Source organism: Xenorhabdus bharatensis, from assembly GCF_037996705.1.
GTDB classification, from domain to species: Bacteria; Pseudomonadota; Gammaproteobacteria; order Enterobacterales; family Enterobacteriaceae; genus Xenorhabdus; species Xenorhabdus bharatensis.
Genome location: NZ_JBBMXG010000024.1, coordinates 14,202 through 29,020, shown reverse-complemented (window position 1 = coordinate 29,020; position 14,819 = coordinate 14,202). Strand labels below are relative to the sequence as shown.

Below are 14,819 nucleotides of genomic sequence, written 5' to 3'. Positions count from 1 at the left end.
ATGAAAAGTAATGTATTACAGAGAATCGTTGAGGATAAGGCGTTATATCTTATCACCCGTAAGGCTGAACAGCCGCTGGAGAGTTTTCTGGATTCTGTTGTACCGAGCCATCGCCGGTTTTATCAGGCGCTGACACACAAACAGACCGTTTTTATTTTAGAGTGTAAAAAGGCGTCCCCTTCAAAAGGTTTAATTCGGTCTGATTTTGATCCGGTACGCATTGCTAAAACTTACCAGCCTTATGCGGCTGCGATCTCAGTACTGACCGACGAAAAATATTTTCAGGGCAGTTATGATTTTCTCCGTATGGTCAGTGGAGCCGTACACCAGCCTGTTTTGTGTAAAGACTTCATCATTGATCCCTATCAGGTTTATCTGGCTCGTTATTATCAGGCAGATGCCATCCTGCTGATGCTTTCCGTACTTGACGATGACGCCTACCGCGAACTCGCCGCTCTGGCGCATAGCCTTAATATGGGCGTATTAACGGAAGTCAGTAATGAGGCTGAACGCAGCCGGGCAATTGCTCTGGGAGCAAAAGTCATTGGCATCAATAACCGTGACCTGCGCGATCTGTCCATCGATTTACAACGTACCCGCAAGCTGGCAGCCGGTTTGCCAAAAGAGACTATCGTTATTAGCGAATCAGGCATTCACAGCCACCAGCAGGTACGCGATTTAAGCGAATGTGCGCACGGTTTTCTGATTGGCAGTGCTTTAATGGCTCAGTCCGATTTGGATCTTGCATTACGGCGCTTAATTCTGGGTGACAATAAAATTTGTGGTTTGACCCGTCCACAGGATGCAAAAGCGGCATTACAGGCGGGAGCTGTGTATGGCGGCCTGATTTTTGCTGAAAAATCACCACGCAGAATTAGCCAGCAACAAGCACAAGAAATTATTAATGAAGTTCCTTTATTATATGTTGGCGTATTCCAGAATCAGCCCGTTAATTTTGTCTGCCAGACTGCCCGGGCGCTTTCACTGACGGCGGTTCAATTACATGGTAATGAAGATCAGAACTACATTGATGCGCTTCGTTCTTTACTGCCGGAACACTGTGAAATCTGGAAATCCGTTGATATGTCGAAAATTGAAGTATTTTCCAGCCTCTCCAATATTGATCACTTATTACTGGATAATGGTTTCGGCGGTACAGGAAAGACATTTGACTGGAAGTTAATTGATAAACGTTTCCAACATAACAGTGTTCTCGCCGGTGGTTTAAATGCTGAAAACTGTCGGCAGGCCGCCGCATTAGGGTGTTACGGACTGGATTTTAATTCCGGTGTCGAACTCCAACCCGGGATTAAAAGCAGTCAGAAAATAAAACAAGTCTTCCAACAATTACGCTGCTACCCGTAATATTTCAGACAACTCTACTCGCTAAACTTCAAGTTCCAGCAGGTAATATGAGGCGAGTCCTGATATCTCCCCGCGTCGCGGGAAGATATCACACGCACCTTGAAGTTGAATGGGAATAATATTCAGACAGAAAGTGGAAAACGAAAATAATGAGTAAATTAAATCCGTATTTTGGTGATTTTGGCGGGCAATTCGTCCCCCAAATTCTCGTCCCTGCCCTTGATCAATTAGAAGACGCATTTATCGAGGCAAAAAATGATCCTGAATTTCAGCAGGAATTTCATCACTTACTGAAAAATTATGCGGGTCGCCCGACAGCTTTGACACTATGCCAGAATTTAACCAAAGGCACGAAAACCCGTTTATATCTGAAACGTGAAGATTTACTTCATGGCGGAGCACACAAAACCAATCAGGTATTAGGGCAGGCATTACTGGCAAAACGAATGGGAAAAGAAGAAATCATTGCCGAAACAGGTGCCGGTCAGCATGGGGTTGCAACCGCACTGGCATGCGCCCTTCTTGGTTTAAAATGCCGTATCTATATGGGGGAAAAAGACATTGAACGCCAGTCTCCCAACGTATTCCGTATGCGTCTTATGGGGGCAGAAGTCATTCCCGTTCACAGTGGGTCTTCAACACTGAAAGATGCCTGTAACGAAGCCATGCGTGACTGGTCCGGCAGCTATGATAAAGCGCATTATTTGCTTGGCACTGCTGCTGGCCCGCATCCTTATCCAACAATGGTGCGTGAATTCCAGCGCATGATTGGCGAAGAAGCCAAAGCTCAGATCCTGGAAAAGGAAGGACGCCTGCCCGATGCGGTTATTGCCTGTATTGGTGGTGGCTCAAATGCTATCGGCTTATTTGCAGAATTTATTCCGGAAACTCATGTACGCCTGATAGGCGTTGAACCTGCGGGGCATGGCATCGAAACCGGTGAACATGGCGCACCATTAAAACACGGGAAACTGGGCATCTACTTTGGCATGAAATCACCAATTATGCAGACAGAAGATGGGCAAATAGAAGAGTCGTATTCCATTTCTGCCGGATTAGACTTTCCTTCCGTCGGTCCCCAACATGCCTACCTGAACAGCATCGGGAGAGCAGATTATGTTTCCATCACAGATGATGAAGCACTGGATGCATTCAAAGCTCTGTGTCTCAACGAGGGAATTATCCCGGCTTTAGAATCTTCACATGCCCTCGCCTATGCCTTGAAAATGATCCGGCAAGAACCGGATAAAGAACAATTACTCATCGTCAATTTATCCGGTCGCGGCGACAAAGATATCTTTACTGTTCACGATATTTTGAAATCCAGGGGGGAAATCTGATGGAACGTTATGAATTGCTATTCAAGAAATTAGAGAAACAAAATCAGGGGGCTTTTGTTCCTTTTGTGACTCTCGGTGACCCTAATCCTGAATTATCCTTAGATATCATTGATGCTCTCATTGCTGGCGGCGCTGACGCACTGGAGATTGGTATTCCCTTTTCCGACCCTCTGGCAGACGGGCCGACTATCCAGAATGCTAACCTGCGTGCTCTGTCTTCTCATGTTACGCCAACACGTTGTTTTGAATTACTGGCACAGATTCGGGCAAAATATCCAGAGATCCCCATCGGTCTGCTCATGTATGCAAATCTGGTATTTCACAGTGGAATCGATGAATTTTACGCTCGCTGTAAACATGCCGGGGTTGATTCTGTGTTGATTGCAGATGTGCCATTATCTGAATCACGTCCTTTTTACTCGGCAGCCATAAAATATGATATTGCCCCTATTTTTATCTGCCCACCCAATGCAGATGATAATTTGTTGCGCGAGATTGCTTCATTCGGACGCGGTTACACTTATCTGTTATCCAGAGCAGGTACTACCGGTATACAAAATAGAATGAAAAATCCATTGACGGAGCTGGTCAACAAACTCAAAGAATACCGTGCTGCTCCGGCTATACAGGGATTTGGTATTTCCGAACCCGCCCAAGTGACATCTGTCATTAACAGTGGTGCGGCCGGGGCTATTTCAGGATCAGCGGTGGTTAATATCATTGAGCATAATTTACATCAACCTCAGATTATGTTAGAAAAGCTCAGAATATTTGTTCATTCAATGAAATCAGCCACCCTGCGATAATGCCGTTTTCCCCCATAAGCCAATTCGTGGGGGAAATGATCCAAAACATAAATCCAATTTATTTGTAAGTTCCCTTATCTTCAACAATACTTTTTAATTACTGCTATCACATTATTCCCCGGTAAAAAGCCCTTGTCACATTAATGTGTTAAAAATCAATACCAGAGAACAATATATACAATGGATTTCAAGATGCGTCGCGGCGGCAAGAGAGTAAATCCCCGGGAGCATAGATAACTATGTGACAGGGGTGAGCGAGCGCAGCCAACAAAGAGGCGACTTGAAAGACGAAGTGTATAAACGCATTTCGCAAAATTATGCCTGACATCAACGGAGAACCATGATGAAAAAATTACAGTCCATTTCCGCATTCCTTATCGCAACTGTTATTGCCGCCATGCTATCAGCATGTGCTCCAACGGCAACGACTGAAAGTACAGGAAACTATATTGATGACGCAGTAATCAGCACGAAAATAAAAACGGCTCTGTTTGAAGAGAAAAATCTTAATTCCAATGATATTAATGTAGAAACTTATAAAGGACGTGTTCAATTGAGTGGTTTTGCACGTTCTCCTGAAGAGGTCAGGCAGGCTATTCAGATCGCAAGAAGTGTTCCGGGGGTTAAAACGGTTATTAACTCGATAAAACTCCGCTGATCAAACGGATATATTGTAGAAAATTCATTGAAAAAAGAGGGGCACATAATGCCCCACTGGTTCTCATATCAAACACACAGGTTAACTGTATCAAATCATCAAAATTTATAACCAACACCAAACATAAATACCCAAGGATCAAGACGAGTTTTATATTTGTGTTCTTCATCACCTACTTTAAATTTCACATCGGTTTCGATATTCATCCACCAGAGTGAAGTATTTAACATCCAATTTTTATCAAGTTGATAATCCAGACCAACCTGCCCTGCAACACCCCAGGAATCTTTTAAATCCAGACTATTTAAATTGGCGGATTTTACCGTAGTATTATTATTAAATTTCTCATCAAAAAATGTAGTGTAATTGATCCCTACACCAACATAAGGACGTAATGCATTTTCTGTCTCACCAAAATAATATTGAGCCATTAATGTTGGCGGCAATTGTTTAACTCTCGCAATCTCACCGGCACCCGGTAAACTGACATTATGCTGAAATGGCGTTGCTGCCAGTAATTCAGCACCAATATTATCGGTGATCATATAACCGAAAGTTAAACCCAATTGCGTATTATTATTTACATCAAACGAACCTAAACTTAATACATTCTCAGAGCCGGTATGCGGTCTTACCGTCGCAGTACCTGCACGGAACAGAAAATCACCGGCTTCATGGGCAAAAGTCAATGATGGGGCCAGCGTTGCCGCAGCCAAGACAAGCGCAGAAATCTTTTTCATTATCGATCCCATTTATTTAGTTTTAGTGGTTACAAATTTATTATTTCACCTATGGGATATTTTGAATTGATCCAAGTCAAAGTTAACTGAATATATCGCTATCAGAGCTTGACCAGCTACCACCGGATTAATACAGCTCTCATATAAATAGACACACGCCCAAAACGTTTTTGCCCGCGCCCCAATTTTGATAAATAAAATTGTACAATAGTTATCAGCTTTATCTTTTCGCTATCCAATAATCCGTTGAACGAGGTACAATTGAATATCATTATTGTTTTATCTGATAGGAGCCATTTACATGCCCATCACGGCAAATACCCTGTATCGTGACAGCCTCAACTTTTTTAAACACCAATTGTTGAACATTGTCATACTCTCTGTTTTAGCCGCGTTGGTGACTACACTGCTCAATTACCTTCTTATTCCTGATGGTGAGCAACTTAAGTTATTGACTGATATGCAAGATACTCTGAGGGAGTCAGGGAATTCAGGGATTAAAAACGTTATTGAACAATTAACCCCAGAAGCACAACTGATGCTTATGCGCACCGCTGGCGGGATCTTATTTTCCAATATCTTTGGTGATACTCTGCTGACTGCCAGTGTATTAATACTTATCAGTGCTATTTCAAACGGGCATCAGGCTAATGCACTACAGGCCTGTCAACTGTCGTTGACTCAACTCCCTAAGATGTTTTTACTGGTACTTATTTGTACCCTGTTAGTTCAGGTGGGTTACGCTTTGATGTTCGTCCCGGGGGTTCTGTTTTCTATCGGGTTTGCATTTGCTCCGATTTTGTTACTTGAGAAAGGCAAAGGCGTATTTGCATCCATGCAGGAAAGCTGGAGATTAGCATTCGATAATTTCCGCCTGTTAATTCCTGCCGTCTTACTATTTCTTGCGATGAAGCTGATTGTTGTATTCGGCTTATCGAAAATGCCGGAAATCGCCTTATTAACCGTAAATAATCTGCTGTCTTCCATCTTGCTGATTTATCTATTCCGTTTGTATATGCTGGCTAGACCACAAAACTAATCCACAAAACTAATAAATATTAAACCAACAGCCTCGCACTATTCAGCGAGGCTTTCTTCCGCTTGTTTTTTACTCTGAATTAAACGAATAGCAAAATAAAGATCGGGAACAATAATTAAATCCTCATCACTACGCCTGAGTTTGTTCTGTTTTATCCAGTTCTTCAATTCAGTGCTACGACCGGCAAGCACTAACGTTATCCGTTTTCTTTTCAGTTCAGTAATCAACTCATCCAGTACAGCAAACACACTGACATCATCGTGGGTAAAGCTGACTGTTGCATCCACCACCAACCACTCCGGACGCCTGAAGGCACTATTTACATGTTGTAAAACCCGTTTTTTAAAATAGCCAGCATTGAAATAAGTCAGAGGTGAGTTAAAACGATACATAACGATGCCATCGACCGGCTCGATATTGTTACCCTGATTGATAGAGCGGATCATTCCCTGTTCATTTATCCCCAACAACTGATCAGAAGGACGAAAAATAATGCGCAGAAATTGTAATAACCCCAATAATACCGCAAAACCAATCCCATCAATCACACCAACTAATAAAACAGCAACAAGGGTAAAAATGGATAATATAAAAGCCTGACGATTACGTTTCCGATATGACCAGATATTTCTTAATCCGAGTAGTGACCATGTAGAAAATATCAGCACAATGCCCAATGACGATAATGGAATATATGACAGAAATTCCGTCATAAAAAGTAATACCAGCAATATCGCGATTGCAGAAATTATCGATACCATCTGTGTTTTGCCACCGACTGCATCATTGACTGCGGTACGACTGCTGGCCGCGCTGACAGCAAATCCCTGTGATAATGATGAAGCAATATTGGCAATACCCAATGCCCGTAGTTCTGAATCGGCATCTACCTGATAACCGTTTTTACTGGCAAAACTACGCGCTGTTATCATAAAACTGACAAAACTGATAACAGCAAGGTTAATAGAAGGTACGACTAAATCACGGAGACTACCGAACTCGAATTCAGGCATTGGCACAATCGGCAAGCCATCTTTCATGTAGCCCACAATCTGAATATCATACTGATTTAACTGAAATTGCCAGCTTACATAGGTAGATATTATCATCGCCAACAGTGGAGCCGGCCATCCCGGACGCAGGAAGCGAACACTTAGCAGGACAAATAAGGTCATTGCAGACATGCCGATTGTCGGCCAATGAGATTCCAGTAACTTATGCGGCAATGCAATCAACTGCTCAATCAGTTCCGAAGGCAAACCAGAAATCCCGAATACTTTAGTAATCTGACCCGCCATAATGGTAATGGCAACCCCATTGATAAAACCTTTTAAGATGGGGCGCGACAGAAAATCTGCAAATGTTCCCAGTCGAAAATGGCTTGCCAGTATGCACCAGACGCCTGTCATTAATGTCATTATAATGGCAAGCTGCCAGCGAACATCGGCATTTCCAAAAGCCAGAGGAGTGACCGCAGCGGCAATAACAGCACACGTTGCCGCATCGGGGCCGATGATCAACTGGCGGGATGTCCCGAACAGCGCATAAACAAACATTGGTAAAATACAGGCATACAGACCAATGATGGCACTTATGCCCATTAATTCAGCATAAGCAATGGCAACAGGTAAAGCGACTGCGGTAACCGATAAGCCTGCTCGTATATCATGGCTAAAATACTCTTTCCGATAATTACAAAGACTCTCCAAGCCCGGCATCCAGCGATATAACCTTTTCCCCAGCATAGTTTTCCTCAACATGGCCTTACGCAACGGTTTACACGATTCATCACCAAGCAATCAATGAGTTATATAATCAGTCATCTTATACAATCTAGAAATACAGACCTCTCATAAACGAGATACAGTATAATGCTAGGTCAAATCAAAGCCCACAACGCTTCCCTTTCCTTGACAATCTTTTTCTTTAAACCATTTTATTAAGATCTGATACACTCTGGCATAAATTCAGAAACCTGCCATCATGTGTATTACAGTGAGCTAATTTTATGAAACAACTTCTCGATTTTTTACCATTAGTCGTTTTTTTTGTCGTCTACAAGATGTATGACATTTTCTATGCTTCAGGCGCATTGATCGCTGCTACAGGATTAGCTGTTGTTATCACCTATGTGATGTATCGCAAAGTTGAAAAATCATCTTTAATTACATTTGCAATAACCGCTGTCTTCGGCACACTGACTTTAACCTTCCATAGCGATTTATTCATTAAATGGAAAGTAACCGTCATTTATGCCATTTTTGCACTGGCTCTGCTTGTCAGTCAGTGGGTGATGAAAAAACCATTAATCCAAAAAATGTTAGGTAAAGAACTGGAGTTACCTGATGCAATCTGGAACAAACTGAATACCGCTTGGGCAGTTTTCTTTATCCTTTGCGCATTAGCAAATATTTATGTCGCTTTCTGGCTCTCAATGGATGTCTGGATGAATTTTAAAGTATTCGGGCTAACGGCATTAACACTGGTCTTTACCGTATTGAGTGTGATATATATCTACCGCCATCTGCCCCGCGAACAAGAATAATAACAATGATTTTCATATGGATACCTGCCGGATTATTGGCAGGTATTGTTGTCTTCACCAAATAAAGCAAGTTTTTCTAATGACACAACAACAATGCTTACCAAACGGAGAATTGGTTCTCCGTACACTGGCTATGCCAGCTGACACTAACGCCAACGGGGATATCTTCGGCGGCTGGCTAATGTCCCAAATGGATATTGGCGGCGCCATTCTGGCAAAAGAAATTGCAATGGGACGCGTAGTCACTGTCAGCGTTAATGGCATCAGTTTTCTAAAACCGGTCGCGGTAGGTGACGTCGTTTGCTGTTATGCCCGTTGTCTGAAAACGGGGAATTCATCCATTACCATTCATATTGAAGTCTGGGTGAAAAAAGTCGCTTCTGAACCCGTCGGGCAACGTTATCGAGCCACTGATGCTGTTTTCACTTATGTCGCCGTTAATGAAAATAATACTTCCCGCCCGTTACCGGAAGGAAAAAGAAATTTCAAGCTGGAAAGCAGTAACAGCAACTAAAAGTCGCTACGCATTGGAAATGTGAACCACAATGAATTAAAGGAGTGCATTAAATGCGCTCCTTTTTATTGACCAATATATAGATTAAAGATCGCAGAATATAACATCCTACACACTTCGTTTTTCAAGTTGCCTCTTTGTTAGCCGTGCTCACTCACTACAGTCACCGTTTTTATAAATATGCGGTTATCTATGCTTCCGGGGATTTTTTCTTTTTACGCTGTAACTCCTCTTTAGATAATGCCTGTATTGTTATTCTTTTATCAGGAGATATAACGCCTAAACCAATTACTTTTTTTACACTATTTTGGATAGTAAGGTATGTGTCTCTTTTTATAGGTGAGCTACTTTCTGCAGAAGGAGGTGCTTTCTCCCCTTTTGGAATTACACGCATCTTTAATTCAAGGCATTTCCCGACATAATGCCATTTATTCATTTTATTTTTCCACAGATCATTATATTTATCTGAGCGACAAACAATATTTGCCCAAGGGTCACACACCCATAAATCTATCGGTAATTCATGATATAACCTCCCTAACATAGGTTTAAACATATTGTTATCAAAACTACCTATTGTCATAAATACATGGTCATATATTCCTTCAGTACAAACAATTTGAATATAAACATGTTTATTATTGATCAACCCTGTGCTAAAAAATTTAAGGATATCATCAACACGCTGATGCATTAGATAATGAAAAGCATTATTACTGTAGTCAGGGCAAGTCCCAGTAATTAAATGCCTTTTACTTTCACGCACTTCATAGTTATATAATTTTTCATAAGCACTCGTTGTCATCTCTGATTTTTCATCATTAAATAATTTTTCATATAATGCTTTTTCATAAAATTTATTCCTAATATCATTTCTTTGTTTTGTACTCTTCTCATCTATCTTCCCACCATACATAATGGCTTGATAGAAATCTTTATAAACAGAGTTACACTCCTTAATCTTACCTTTAAGATAATTAATTTCTTCCTTACTATCTTCTATTGAATCATCTACAAGTTTTCGAGAATATTCATACCGATCATGTACTCCTTGTTTTATTTCAGGATTATATAAACTTAACTTAACACTTCCTTTTTCTTTCACAAGATCCATATCAAAATAGTATTTATTACCTGCTTTTGCATTTATTATCTCCCTAGAATACTTTACTGCATCATTTAAAATAGATTCAATCATAGTAAGCCACCATTAATAAATTAAATATAACCAATATAATAAATAATTTAATTTTAATAATTTAAATTATATTTTCCACTTCACCATTATTGTGTATGGCTGATAATCTATAAACTTGTTTAGTACTACATTGGATGGTGTTAAAAGTATACTTTTTTAAAGGAGAAAAGCTTTCTGAAGAAGGTGATTCCGGTGTTTTTTTTAACATTAAACACATACCCTGATGATTCCATTCCATCATCTTATTCTTCCACTTATCATTATAATTTTCTGCCAGACAAACAATATCTGCCCATGGATCGCAAACCCATGTTCCCTCAGGCAATTCATTATATTTAGTACCAATTTTTGGTCGATGCACAATAGAATCCGAATGATCCAGTAATAAAAAAACATGGTCATACACCCCTAATGTAGCAATTAACTGAATATAAATAGGATAAGTCAATTTAGATGAATCATAACTCCAATTTATGTTATATAAATCCCAAATATCTTTTGCTCGTTTTTGTATTAAATAAAGATATACAGCCCAACTAAGTTCAACACAATTACCAACTAATTCATTATGTTCATTATCTTGTAAATACTTTATCTTCTGTTCATTACTACTAATATTAAAAAACTCTGGACGTGTTATTCTATGTCTTTTCATTCTTTCTAAAACCTGATCTTTTTTATACATAGCTTGTTTAGATTCTGGTAATACACTGAGATCAGGATAAATTTTATTACTTGTTCTATCGCCATAAAACCTTTTAGCATATCTTATTGCATCATATAAAATACATTCAATCATACAATTAACCTAATTATTAAACTCGACTTGATTTTATTAAAGGGAATTTATATGTTCAGTTATGTGAAATATGGTATTAATTCCCTTCTGAAATTAATATCAGTAAAACAAAGTAGGACATAAAAATCCAGCATTTTTATATGTTATGCACTTCGGAATACGCGGAAGATAAAAATAAGCTCTGCAAAAATAATTCACTATTTAGTTTACGCAGATGCATAAACCAACAGTACTACAATTTGAAAAACAGCTTCTATAAACACTGGATTTCAAGGTGTGTCGCGACGGTAAGGGAGTTTATCCCCAGGAGCATAGATAATTGTGTGATTGGAGTGAACGAGTGCAGTCAACAAAGAGACGAAGTGTATATATACAATAACAGGGGGAGAACTCAACGTATCTCCCCCTGTTATTAGCAAGCAATATCATAGTGACAGATAAAAACTACGATACTGAAACACCCGTCAGTTTAAACTCGATGGTAGTCACATATCCTGTGGCTGGTTTTTTTTCATACCGCCATTTTCTCATCGCGTTTCTCACTTCACGGTCAAAAAGGTTTTTAGGCTCAGCCGAAAGAATTTCAATATTTTTAACCCGACCATTTTCATCAATATCGTATTTTACCTGTACACTCCCTTCTATACCTAGTTGCCTTGCCCTATCTGAATATACAGGATCTATTCTGCTCAGTGCTTTTGGCCCACGCTGAACTTCAGATTTTTCACTGGTAACAGGATCAGTGGACTTTTTCCCATCCACATTATTTGCCAGCAAAGATTCCTGATCAGTGATAGGTTTTACTGCCTCTTCCGACATTTTCTCTGTCTTGATTTCTTTAGGCTTAAGCTCCTTTTTAGCAATTTTCTTCTCTTCCCGTTTCTTTTCTACCGGTTTTTTTTCAGGTTTAGGCTCTGGCAGAGCTATTTTCGCAATAGATTCAGGTTCTGGCTCTGGGGCGGGTGGTTCGGGTTCAGGCTCGGAAATAGATGCAGGCATAGCGGGTTCAGAAACCGGAGCAGGCTCCGCTGCCAACTGGATCATCGCAACAGACATCGGGGGCGATTCTGGCGGATTGCCGGATTTCAGCGTATGAAATAGCGCCGCAGCAATGGAAATATGTAAACAAACAGAAAGTAGTACTGGCCAATGTATCCAACGCATAAGAGAATTCTTGAGTAGCAGCATGATTGTCAATTTTAGGATAGACATTAGTTTAAATGCAAATGACTATCATATTCAATAAAGATTGAAAAACATCTGTATCATGCCACACGTCATGTTAAAGCGATTCTGCGTTTTGAATGAACAAGATCGACCGGCGATGCTTGTAAGTCCCCATCTTACGTAGCGCATAAATTCGCGAATATCGGCGAGACTGACTTTCCAACCAACGACGACGACGTTGGATACTTTGGCGAAGGAGACGCCACCTTCCTACTTCATTTCTGCTTCTTTTCATAAAATACCCTGATAAATGTTTTCAAAACAAAATTTTTCTCACTATAAGTGAGTAATGTTATTCTTAATCGTCACTGCCGGAGATGTCAACCAATTACAGGTGTACCTTAATATTCCTTTCCAGCATGTTTCAGCAGACGTAAATAAATAAACCCAATAAATAACACCAACCTGAACTGAATCTACTCATCACATTTAGTTGGACATGGATAATATTTAGATTATTTTCTGCCAAATGGACGGTATTCCCTTGATAGTTTCTTAAAATTTACAGAAACTTGCACTAACTACGGTATCAAAATACTTAAACAGGATTGATTGCCACTTATGACAACCATTTATTCTGTACTTTACTGGCTGGCTATTTTCTTATACTGGCTGATTATTGCTGGTATTACTATCCGGGTCCTGATGAAGCGCCGACCAGTGACATCAGCAATGACCTGGTTGCTTATTATATATATTCTCCCTTTGGTCGGAATTGTGGCTTATCTGTCATTTGGTGAGCTGCATCTGGGTAAGCGCAGGGTTGAACAGGCAAAACAAATGCGCTCTTCTGTGGCTGACTGGCTTTCCGATCTAAAGAAATCACAACACATTTTTGCCAATAAAAACAGTGAAGTCGCTGAGCCTTTGTTCCAGTTATGTGAACGCCGACAGCAAATCAAAGGTGTCAGAGGCAATCAGATGCAGCTGATAACATCGTATGAACAGTCACTAAAGTCTCTTATTAACGATATAGAAACGGCCGAACATAGTATTGAAATGGTGTTTTATATATGGCAGGCGGGTGGATTGGTTGATCAGGTGACCGATGCTTTAATGAGGGCAGCAAAACGTGGGGTCAGGTGTCGTATCATGGTGGATTCAGCAGGAAGCTGGCAATTTTTCCGTAGTCCCTACCCTGATATGATGCGCAAAACCGGTATTGAGTTTGTAGAATCGCTGAAAGTTAATATCTTCCGTCTTTTTTTACGTCGCATGGATTTACGCCAGCATAGAAAAATTATTCTTATTGATAACTATATTTCATACACCGGCAGTATGAATATGGTCGATCCCCGTTTTTTCAAACAAAATGCCGGTGTCGGCCAATGGATTGACATCATGGTCAGAATGGAAGGCCCTGTCACGACGACATTGGGCATTATCTATGCCTTCGACTGGGAAATGGAAACAGGCCAGCGCCAGCTTCCCCCTCCTCCTGACAGTAATATTATGCCCTTTGAGCAGGCATCAGGGCACACGGCTCAGGTGATTGCCTCTGGCCCCGGATTTCCTGATGAGCTTATCCAGCAATCACTGATGACAGCCATTTTCGCCGCCAGAGAACAACTCATCCTTACCACTCCCTACTTTGTTCCCAGTGATGATTTAATGCATGCCATCTGCACCGCCGCCATGCGAGGTGTTGATGTCAGCATTGTTGTACCGAGCCAGAACAATTCATTCCTTGTGCGCTGGGCAAGCCGGGCATTTTTTACCGAATTACTGGAGGCAGGTGTCAAAATCTATCAATTTGAGGGCGGGCTGTTGCATACAAAAAGTGTTTTGGTGGATGGGCAACTCAGTATGGTCGGCTCTGTTAATCTGGATATGCGTAGCTTATGGCTCAATTTTGAAATTACCGTTGTGATCGATGATGAACTCTTTGGCAGTGATTTAATGCTTGTCCAGCAGGATTATATTACTCGTTCAGTATTACTTGACAGTGGAGAGTGGCAAAAACGTCCTGTCCGGCAACGAGTACTTGAGCGACTGTGTTATTTTTTCAGTCCACTTTTGTGATTTTCGGCACAAAAAAATAGCAAAATATAAAGATCTGACTATTTTTCATAGCCTCGTCACTACCAACGGGGCTATGATTACAGCTTGATAGTATTCAATCACTACCATCCATGTTTTAATTCCCTTCTGTTACCAGTTTCGGACACTACCATTATGGAAAATCAACCAACATATCCACATTCACTTCATTTGGATCTCAATAACCGAATGACCGAAGACGAAGCGCTGGAACAAGCCTACGATATCTTTCTGGAACAAGCGGTTGAGAATCTCGATCCTGCGGATAGCTTACTGTTTAACCTACAATTTGAAGAGCGCGGTGGCGCAGAGTTATCAGAACCTTCAGAAATATGGCTTAAACATGTTGATTTTGAGCTAGATCCTAATTTCTTTTCAGAAGTGATTATTGGATTGGCTGAATCTGATGAAGCCGAAATTGATGATATTTTTGCACGTATACTGATTTGCCGGGAAAGATCGCATCCGACTTGCCGGATATTGTGGAAAGAGTAATGTTAATTAAATAGAAATATATAGCGATATGTCTTTTTACAAGATAATCATGT

At 40.6% G+C, this 14,819-nt stretch carries 15 protein-coding genes; 9 read left to right on the top strand and 6 right to left on the bottom strand.

The window, feature by feature from the left end:
* From trpCF to AAC855_RS18385, 4 genes are all read left to right on the top strand, one after another.
* Positions 1-1,365, top strand: coding sequence for a bifunctional indole-3-glycerol-phosphate synthase TrpC/phosphoribosylanthranilate isomerase TrpF (trpCF, locus tag AAC855_RS18400; protein WP_340611493.1), 1,365 nt, complete (start codon positions 1-3; stop codon positions 1,363-1,365).
* 146 nt (positions 1,366-1,511) lie between these two features.
* Positions 1,512-2,705 (top strand): tryptophan synthase subunit beta, encoded by a 1,194-nt coding sequence (gene trpB / locus AAC855_RS18395; protein WP_340611529.1) that lies wholly within the window; start codon positions 1,512-1,514, stop codon positions 2,703-2,705.
* Complete coding sequence (gene trpA, locus AAC855_RS18390; protein ID WP_340611492.1) at positions 2,705-3,511, top strand: tryptophan synthase subunit alpha; 807 nt, start codon at positions 2,705-2,707, stop codon at positions 3,509-3,511. The genes trpB and trpA overlap by 1 nt, the downstream gene beginning before the upstream one ends.
* A gap of 343 nt (positions 3,512-3,854) precedes the next feature.
* On the top strand, positions 3,855-4,169 hold the full coding sequence (locus tag AAC855_RS18385; RefSeq protein WP_340611528.1) for a BON domain-containing protein: 315 nt from the start codon (positions 3,855-3,857) through the stop codon (positions 4,167-4,169).
* A 98-nt stretch (positions 4,170-4,267) separates the two neighbouring features.
* On the opposite strand, the gene ompW is transcribed toward AAC855_RS18385, so the two are convergent.
* A complete protein-coding gene (ompW, locus tag AAC855_RS18380; RefSeq protein WP_340611491.1) occupies positions 4,268-4,909 on the bottom strand; it encodes an outer membrane protein OmpW in 642 nt (213 codons plus the stop codon).
* A 301-nt stretch (positions 4,910-5,210) separates the two neighbouring features.
* On the opposite strand from ompW, the gene AAC855_RS18375 reads away from it, so the two are divergent.
* Positions 5,211-5,948 carry a YciC family protein gene (locus AAC855_RS18375; protein WP_340611490.1) on the top strand — a complete coding sequence of 246 codons (738 nt, stop codon included), beginning with the start codon at positions 5,211-5,213 and terminating at the stop codon, positions 5,946-5,948.
* Positions 5,949-5,986: 38 nt separating this feature from the next.
* Here the strand turns inward: AAC855_RS18375 and AAC855_RS18370 are convergent, their stop codons facing one another.
* Positions 5,987-7,693, bottom strand: a complete 1,707-nt coding sequence (locus AAC855_RS18370) for a SulP family inorganic anion transporter (RefSeq protein ID WP_340611488.1) — start codon at positions 7,691-7,693, stop codon at positions 5,987-5,989.
* Positions 7,694-7,956: 263 nt separating this feature from the next.
* Between AAC855_RS18370 and AAC855_RS18365 the strand changes: the two genes are divergently transcribed.
* Both AAC855_RS18365 and yciA read left to right on the top strand, forming a co-directional pair.
* A complete protein-coding gene (locus AAC855_RS18365) occupies positions 7,957-8,493 on the top strand; it encodes a septation protein A (RefSeq protein ID WP_340611487.1) in 537 nt (178 codons plus the stop codon).
* 79 nt (positions 8,494-8,572) lie between these two features.
* Positions 8,573-9,007, top strand: a complete 435-nt coding sequence (yciA, locus tag AAC855_RS18360) for an acyl-CoA thioester hydrolase YciA (protein ID WP_340611486.1) — start codon at positions 8,573-8,575, stop codon at positions 9,005-9,007.
* Between the two features lie 190 nt (positions 9,008-9,197).
* Here yciA and AAC855_RS18355 read toward each other — a convergent pair whose 3' ends face one another.
* The 4 genes from AAC855_RS18355 to AAC855_RS18340 all read right to left on the bottom strand — a co-directional run bounded on the left by AAC855_RS18355 (position 9,198) and on the right by AAC855_RS18340 (position 12,466).
* Positions 9,198-10,205, bottom strand: a complete 1,008-nt coding sequence (locus AAC855_RS18355; protein ID WP_340611485.1) for a hypothetical protein — start codon at positions 10,203-10,205, stop codon at positions 9,198-9,200.
* Positions 10,206-10,266: 61 nt separating this feature from the next.
* The gene (locus AAC855_RS18350) at positions 10,267-11,004 is read right to left on the bottom strand and encodes a hypothetical protein (protein WP_340611483.1); all 738 of its coding nucleotides are present in this window, start codon (positions 11,002-11,004) and stop codon (positions 10,267-10,269) included.
* Between the two features lie 444 nt (positions 11,005-11,448).
* A complete protein-coding gene (tonB, locus tag AAC855_RS18345; RefSeq protein WP_422824404.1) occupies positions 11,449-12,168 on the bottom strand; it encodes a TonB system transport protein TonB in 720 nt (239 codons plus the stop codon).
* Between the two features lie 118 nt (positions 12,169-12,286).
* The gene (locus tag AAC855_RS18340; RefSeq protein WP_099111766.1) at positions 12,287-12,466 is read right to left on the bottom strand and encodes a YciY family protein; all 180 of its coding nucleotides are present in this window, start codon (positions 12,464-12,466) and stop codon (positions 12,287-12,289) included.
* Between the two features lie 326 nt (positions 12,467-12,792).
* On the opposite strand from AAC855_RS18340, the gene cls reads away from it, so the two are divergent.
* Together cls and AAC855_RS18330 are read left to right on the top strand one after the other, a co-directional pair.
* Positions 12,793-14,253 carry a cardiolipin synthase gene (gene cls / locus AAC855_RS18335; RefSeq protein WP_340611481.1) on the top strand — a complete coding sequence of 487 codons (1,461 nt, stop codon included), beginning with the start codon at positions 12,793-12,795 and terminating at the stop codon, positions 14,251-14,253.
* A gap of 189 nt (positions 14,254-14,442) precedes the next feature.
* Entirely contained in the window at positions 14,443-14,766 is a 324-nt protein-coding gene (locus AAC855_RS18330; RefSeq protein WP_340611524.1) for an HI1450 family dsDNA-mimic protein, read from the top strand.
* The last annotated feature ends 53 nt before the right edge of the window (positions 14,767-14,819 follow it).

Bases quoted from the DNA above. Each gene is read 5' to 3' on its own strand.
- trpCF (WP_340611493.1), top strand. From the start codon at position 1: ATGAAAAGTAATGTATTACAGAGAATCGTTGAGGATAAGGCGTTATAT.
- trpA (WP_340611492.1), top strand. From the start codon at position 2,705: ATGGAACGTTATGAATTGCTATTCAAGAAATTAGAGAAACAAAATCAG.
- AAC855_RS18385 (WP_340611528.1), top strand. From the start codon at position 3,855: ATGAAAAAATTACAGTCCATTTCCGCATTCCTTATCGCAACTGTTATT.
- ompW (WP_340611491.1), bottom strand. From the start codon at position 4,909: ATGAAAAAGATTTCTGCGCTTGTCTTGGCTGCGGCAACGCTGGCCCCA.
- AAC855_RS18375 (WP_340611490.1), top strand. From the start codon at position 5,211: ATGCCCATCACGGCAAATACCCTGTATCGTGACAGCCTCAACTTTTTT.
- AAC855_RS18370 (WP_340611488.1), bottom strand. From the start codon at position 7,693: ATGCTGGGGAAAAGGTTATATCGCTGGATGCCGGGCTTGGAGAGTCTT.
- AAC855_RS18365 (WP_340611487.1), top strand. From the start codon at position 7,957: ATGAAACAACTTCTCGATTTTTTACCATTAGTCGTTTTTTTTGTCGTC.
- yciA (WP_340611486.1), top strand. From the start codon at position 8,573: ATGACACAACAACAATGCTTACCAAACGGAGAATTGGTTCTCCGTACA.
- AAC855_RS18355 (WP_340611485.1), bottom strand. From the start codon at position 10,205: ATGATTGAATCTATTTTAAATGATGCAGTAAAGTATTCTAGGGAGATA.
- AAC855_RS18350 (WP_340611483.1), bottom strand. From the start codon at position 11,004: ATGATTGAATGTATTTTATATGATGCAATAAGATATGCTAAAAGGTTT.
- tonB (WP_422824404.1), bottom strand. From the start codon at position 12,168: ATGCGTTGGATACATTGGCCAGTACTACTTTCTGTTTGTTTACATATT.
- AAC855_RS18340 (WP_099111766.1), bottom strand. From the start codon at position 12,466: ATGAAAAGAAGCAGAAATGAAGTAGGAAGGTGGCGTCTCCTTCGCCAA.
- cls (WP_340611481.1), top strand. From the start codon at position 12,793: ATGACAACCATTTATTCTGTACTTTACTGGCTGGCTATTTTCTTATAC.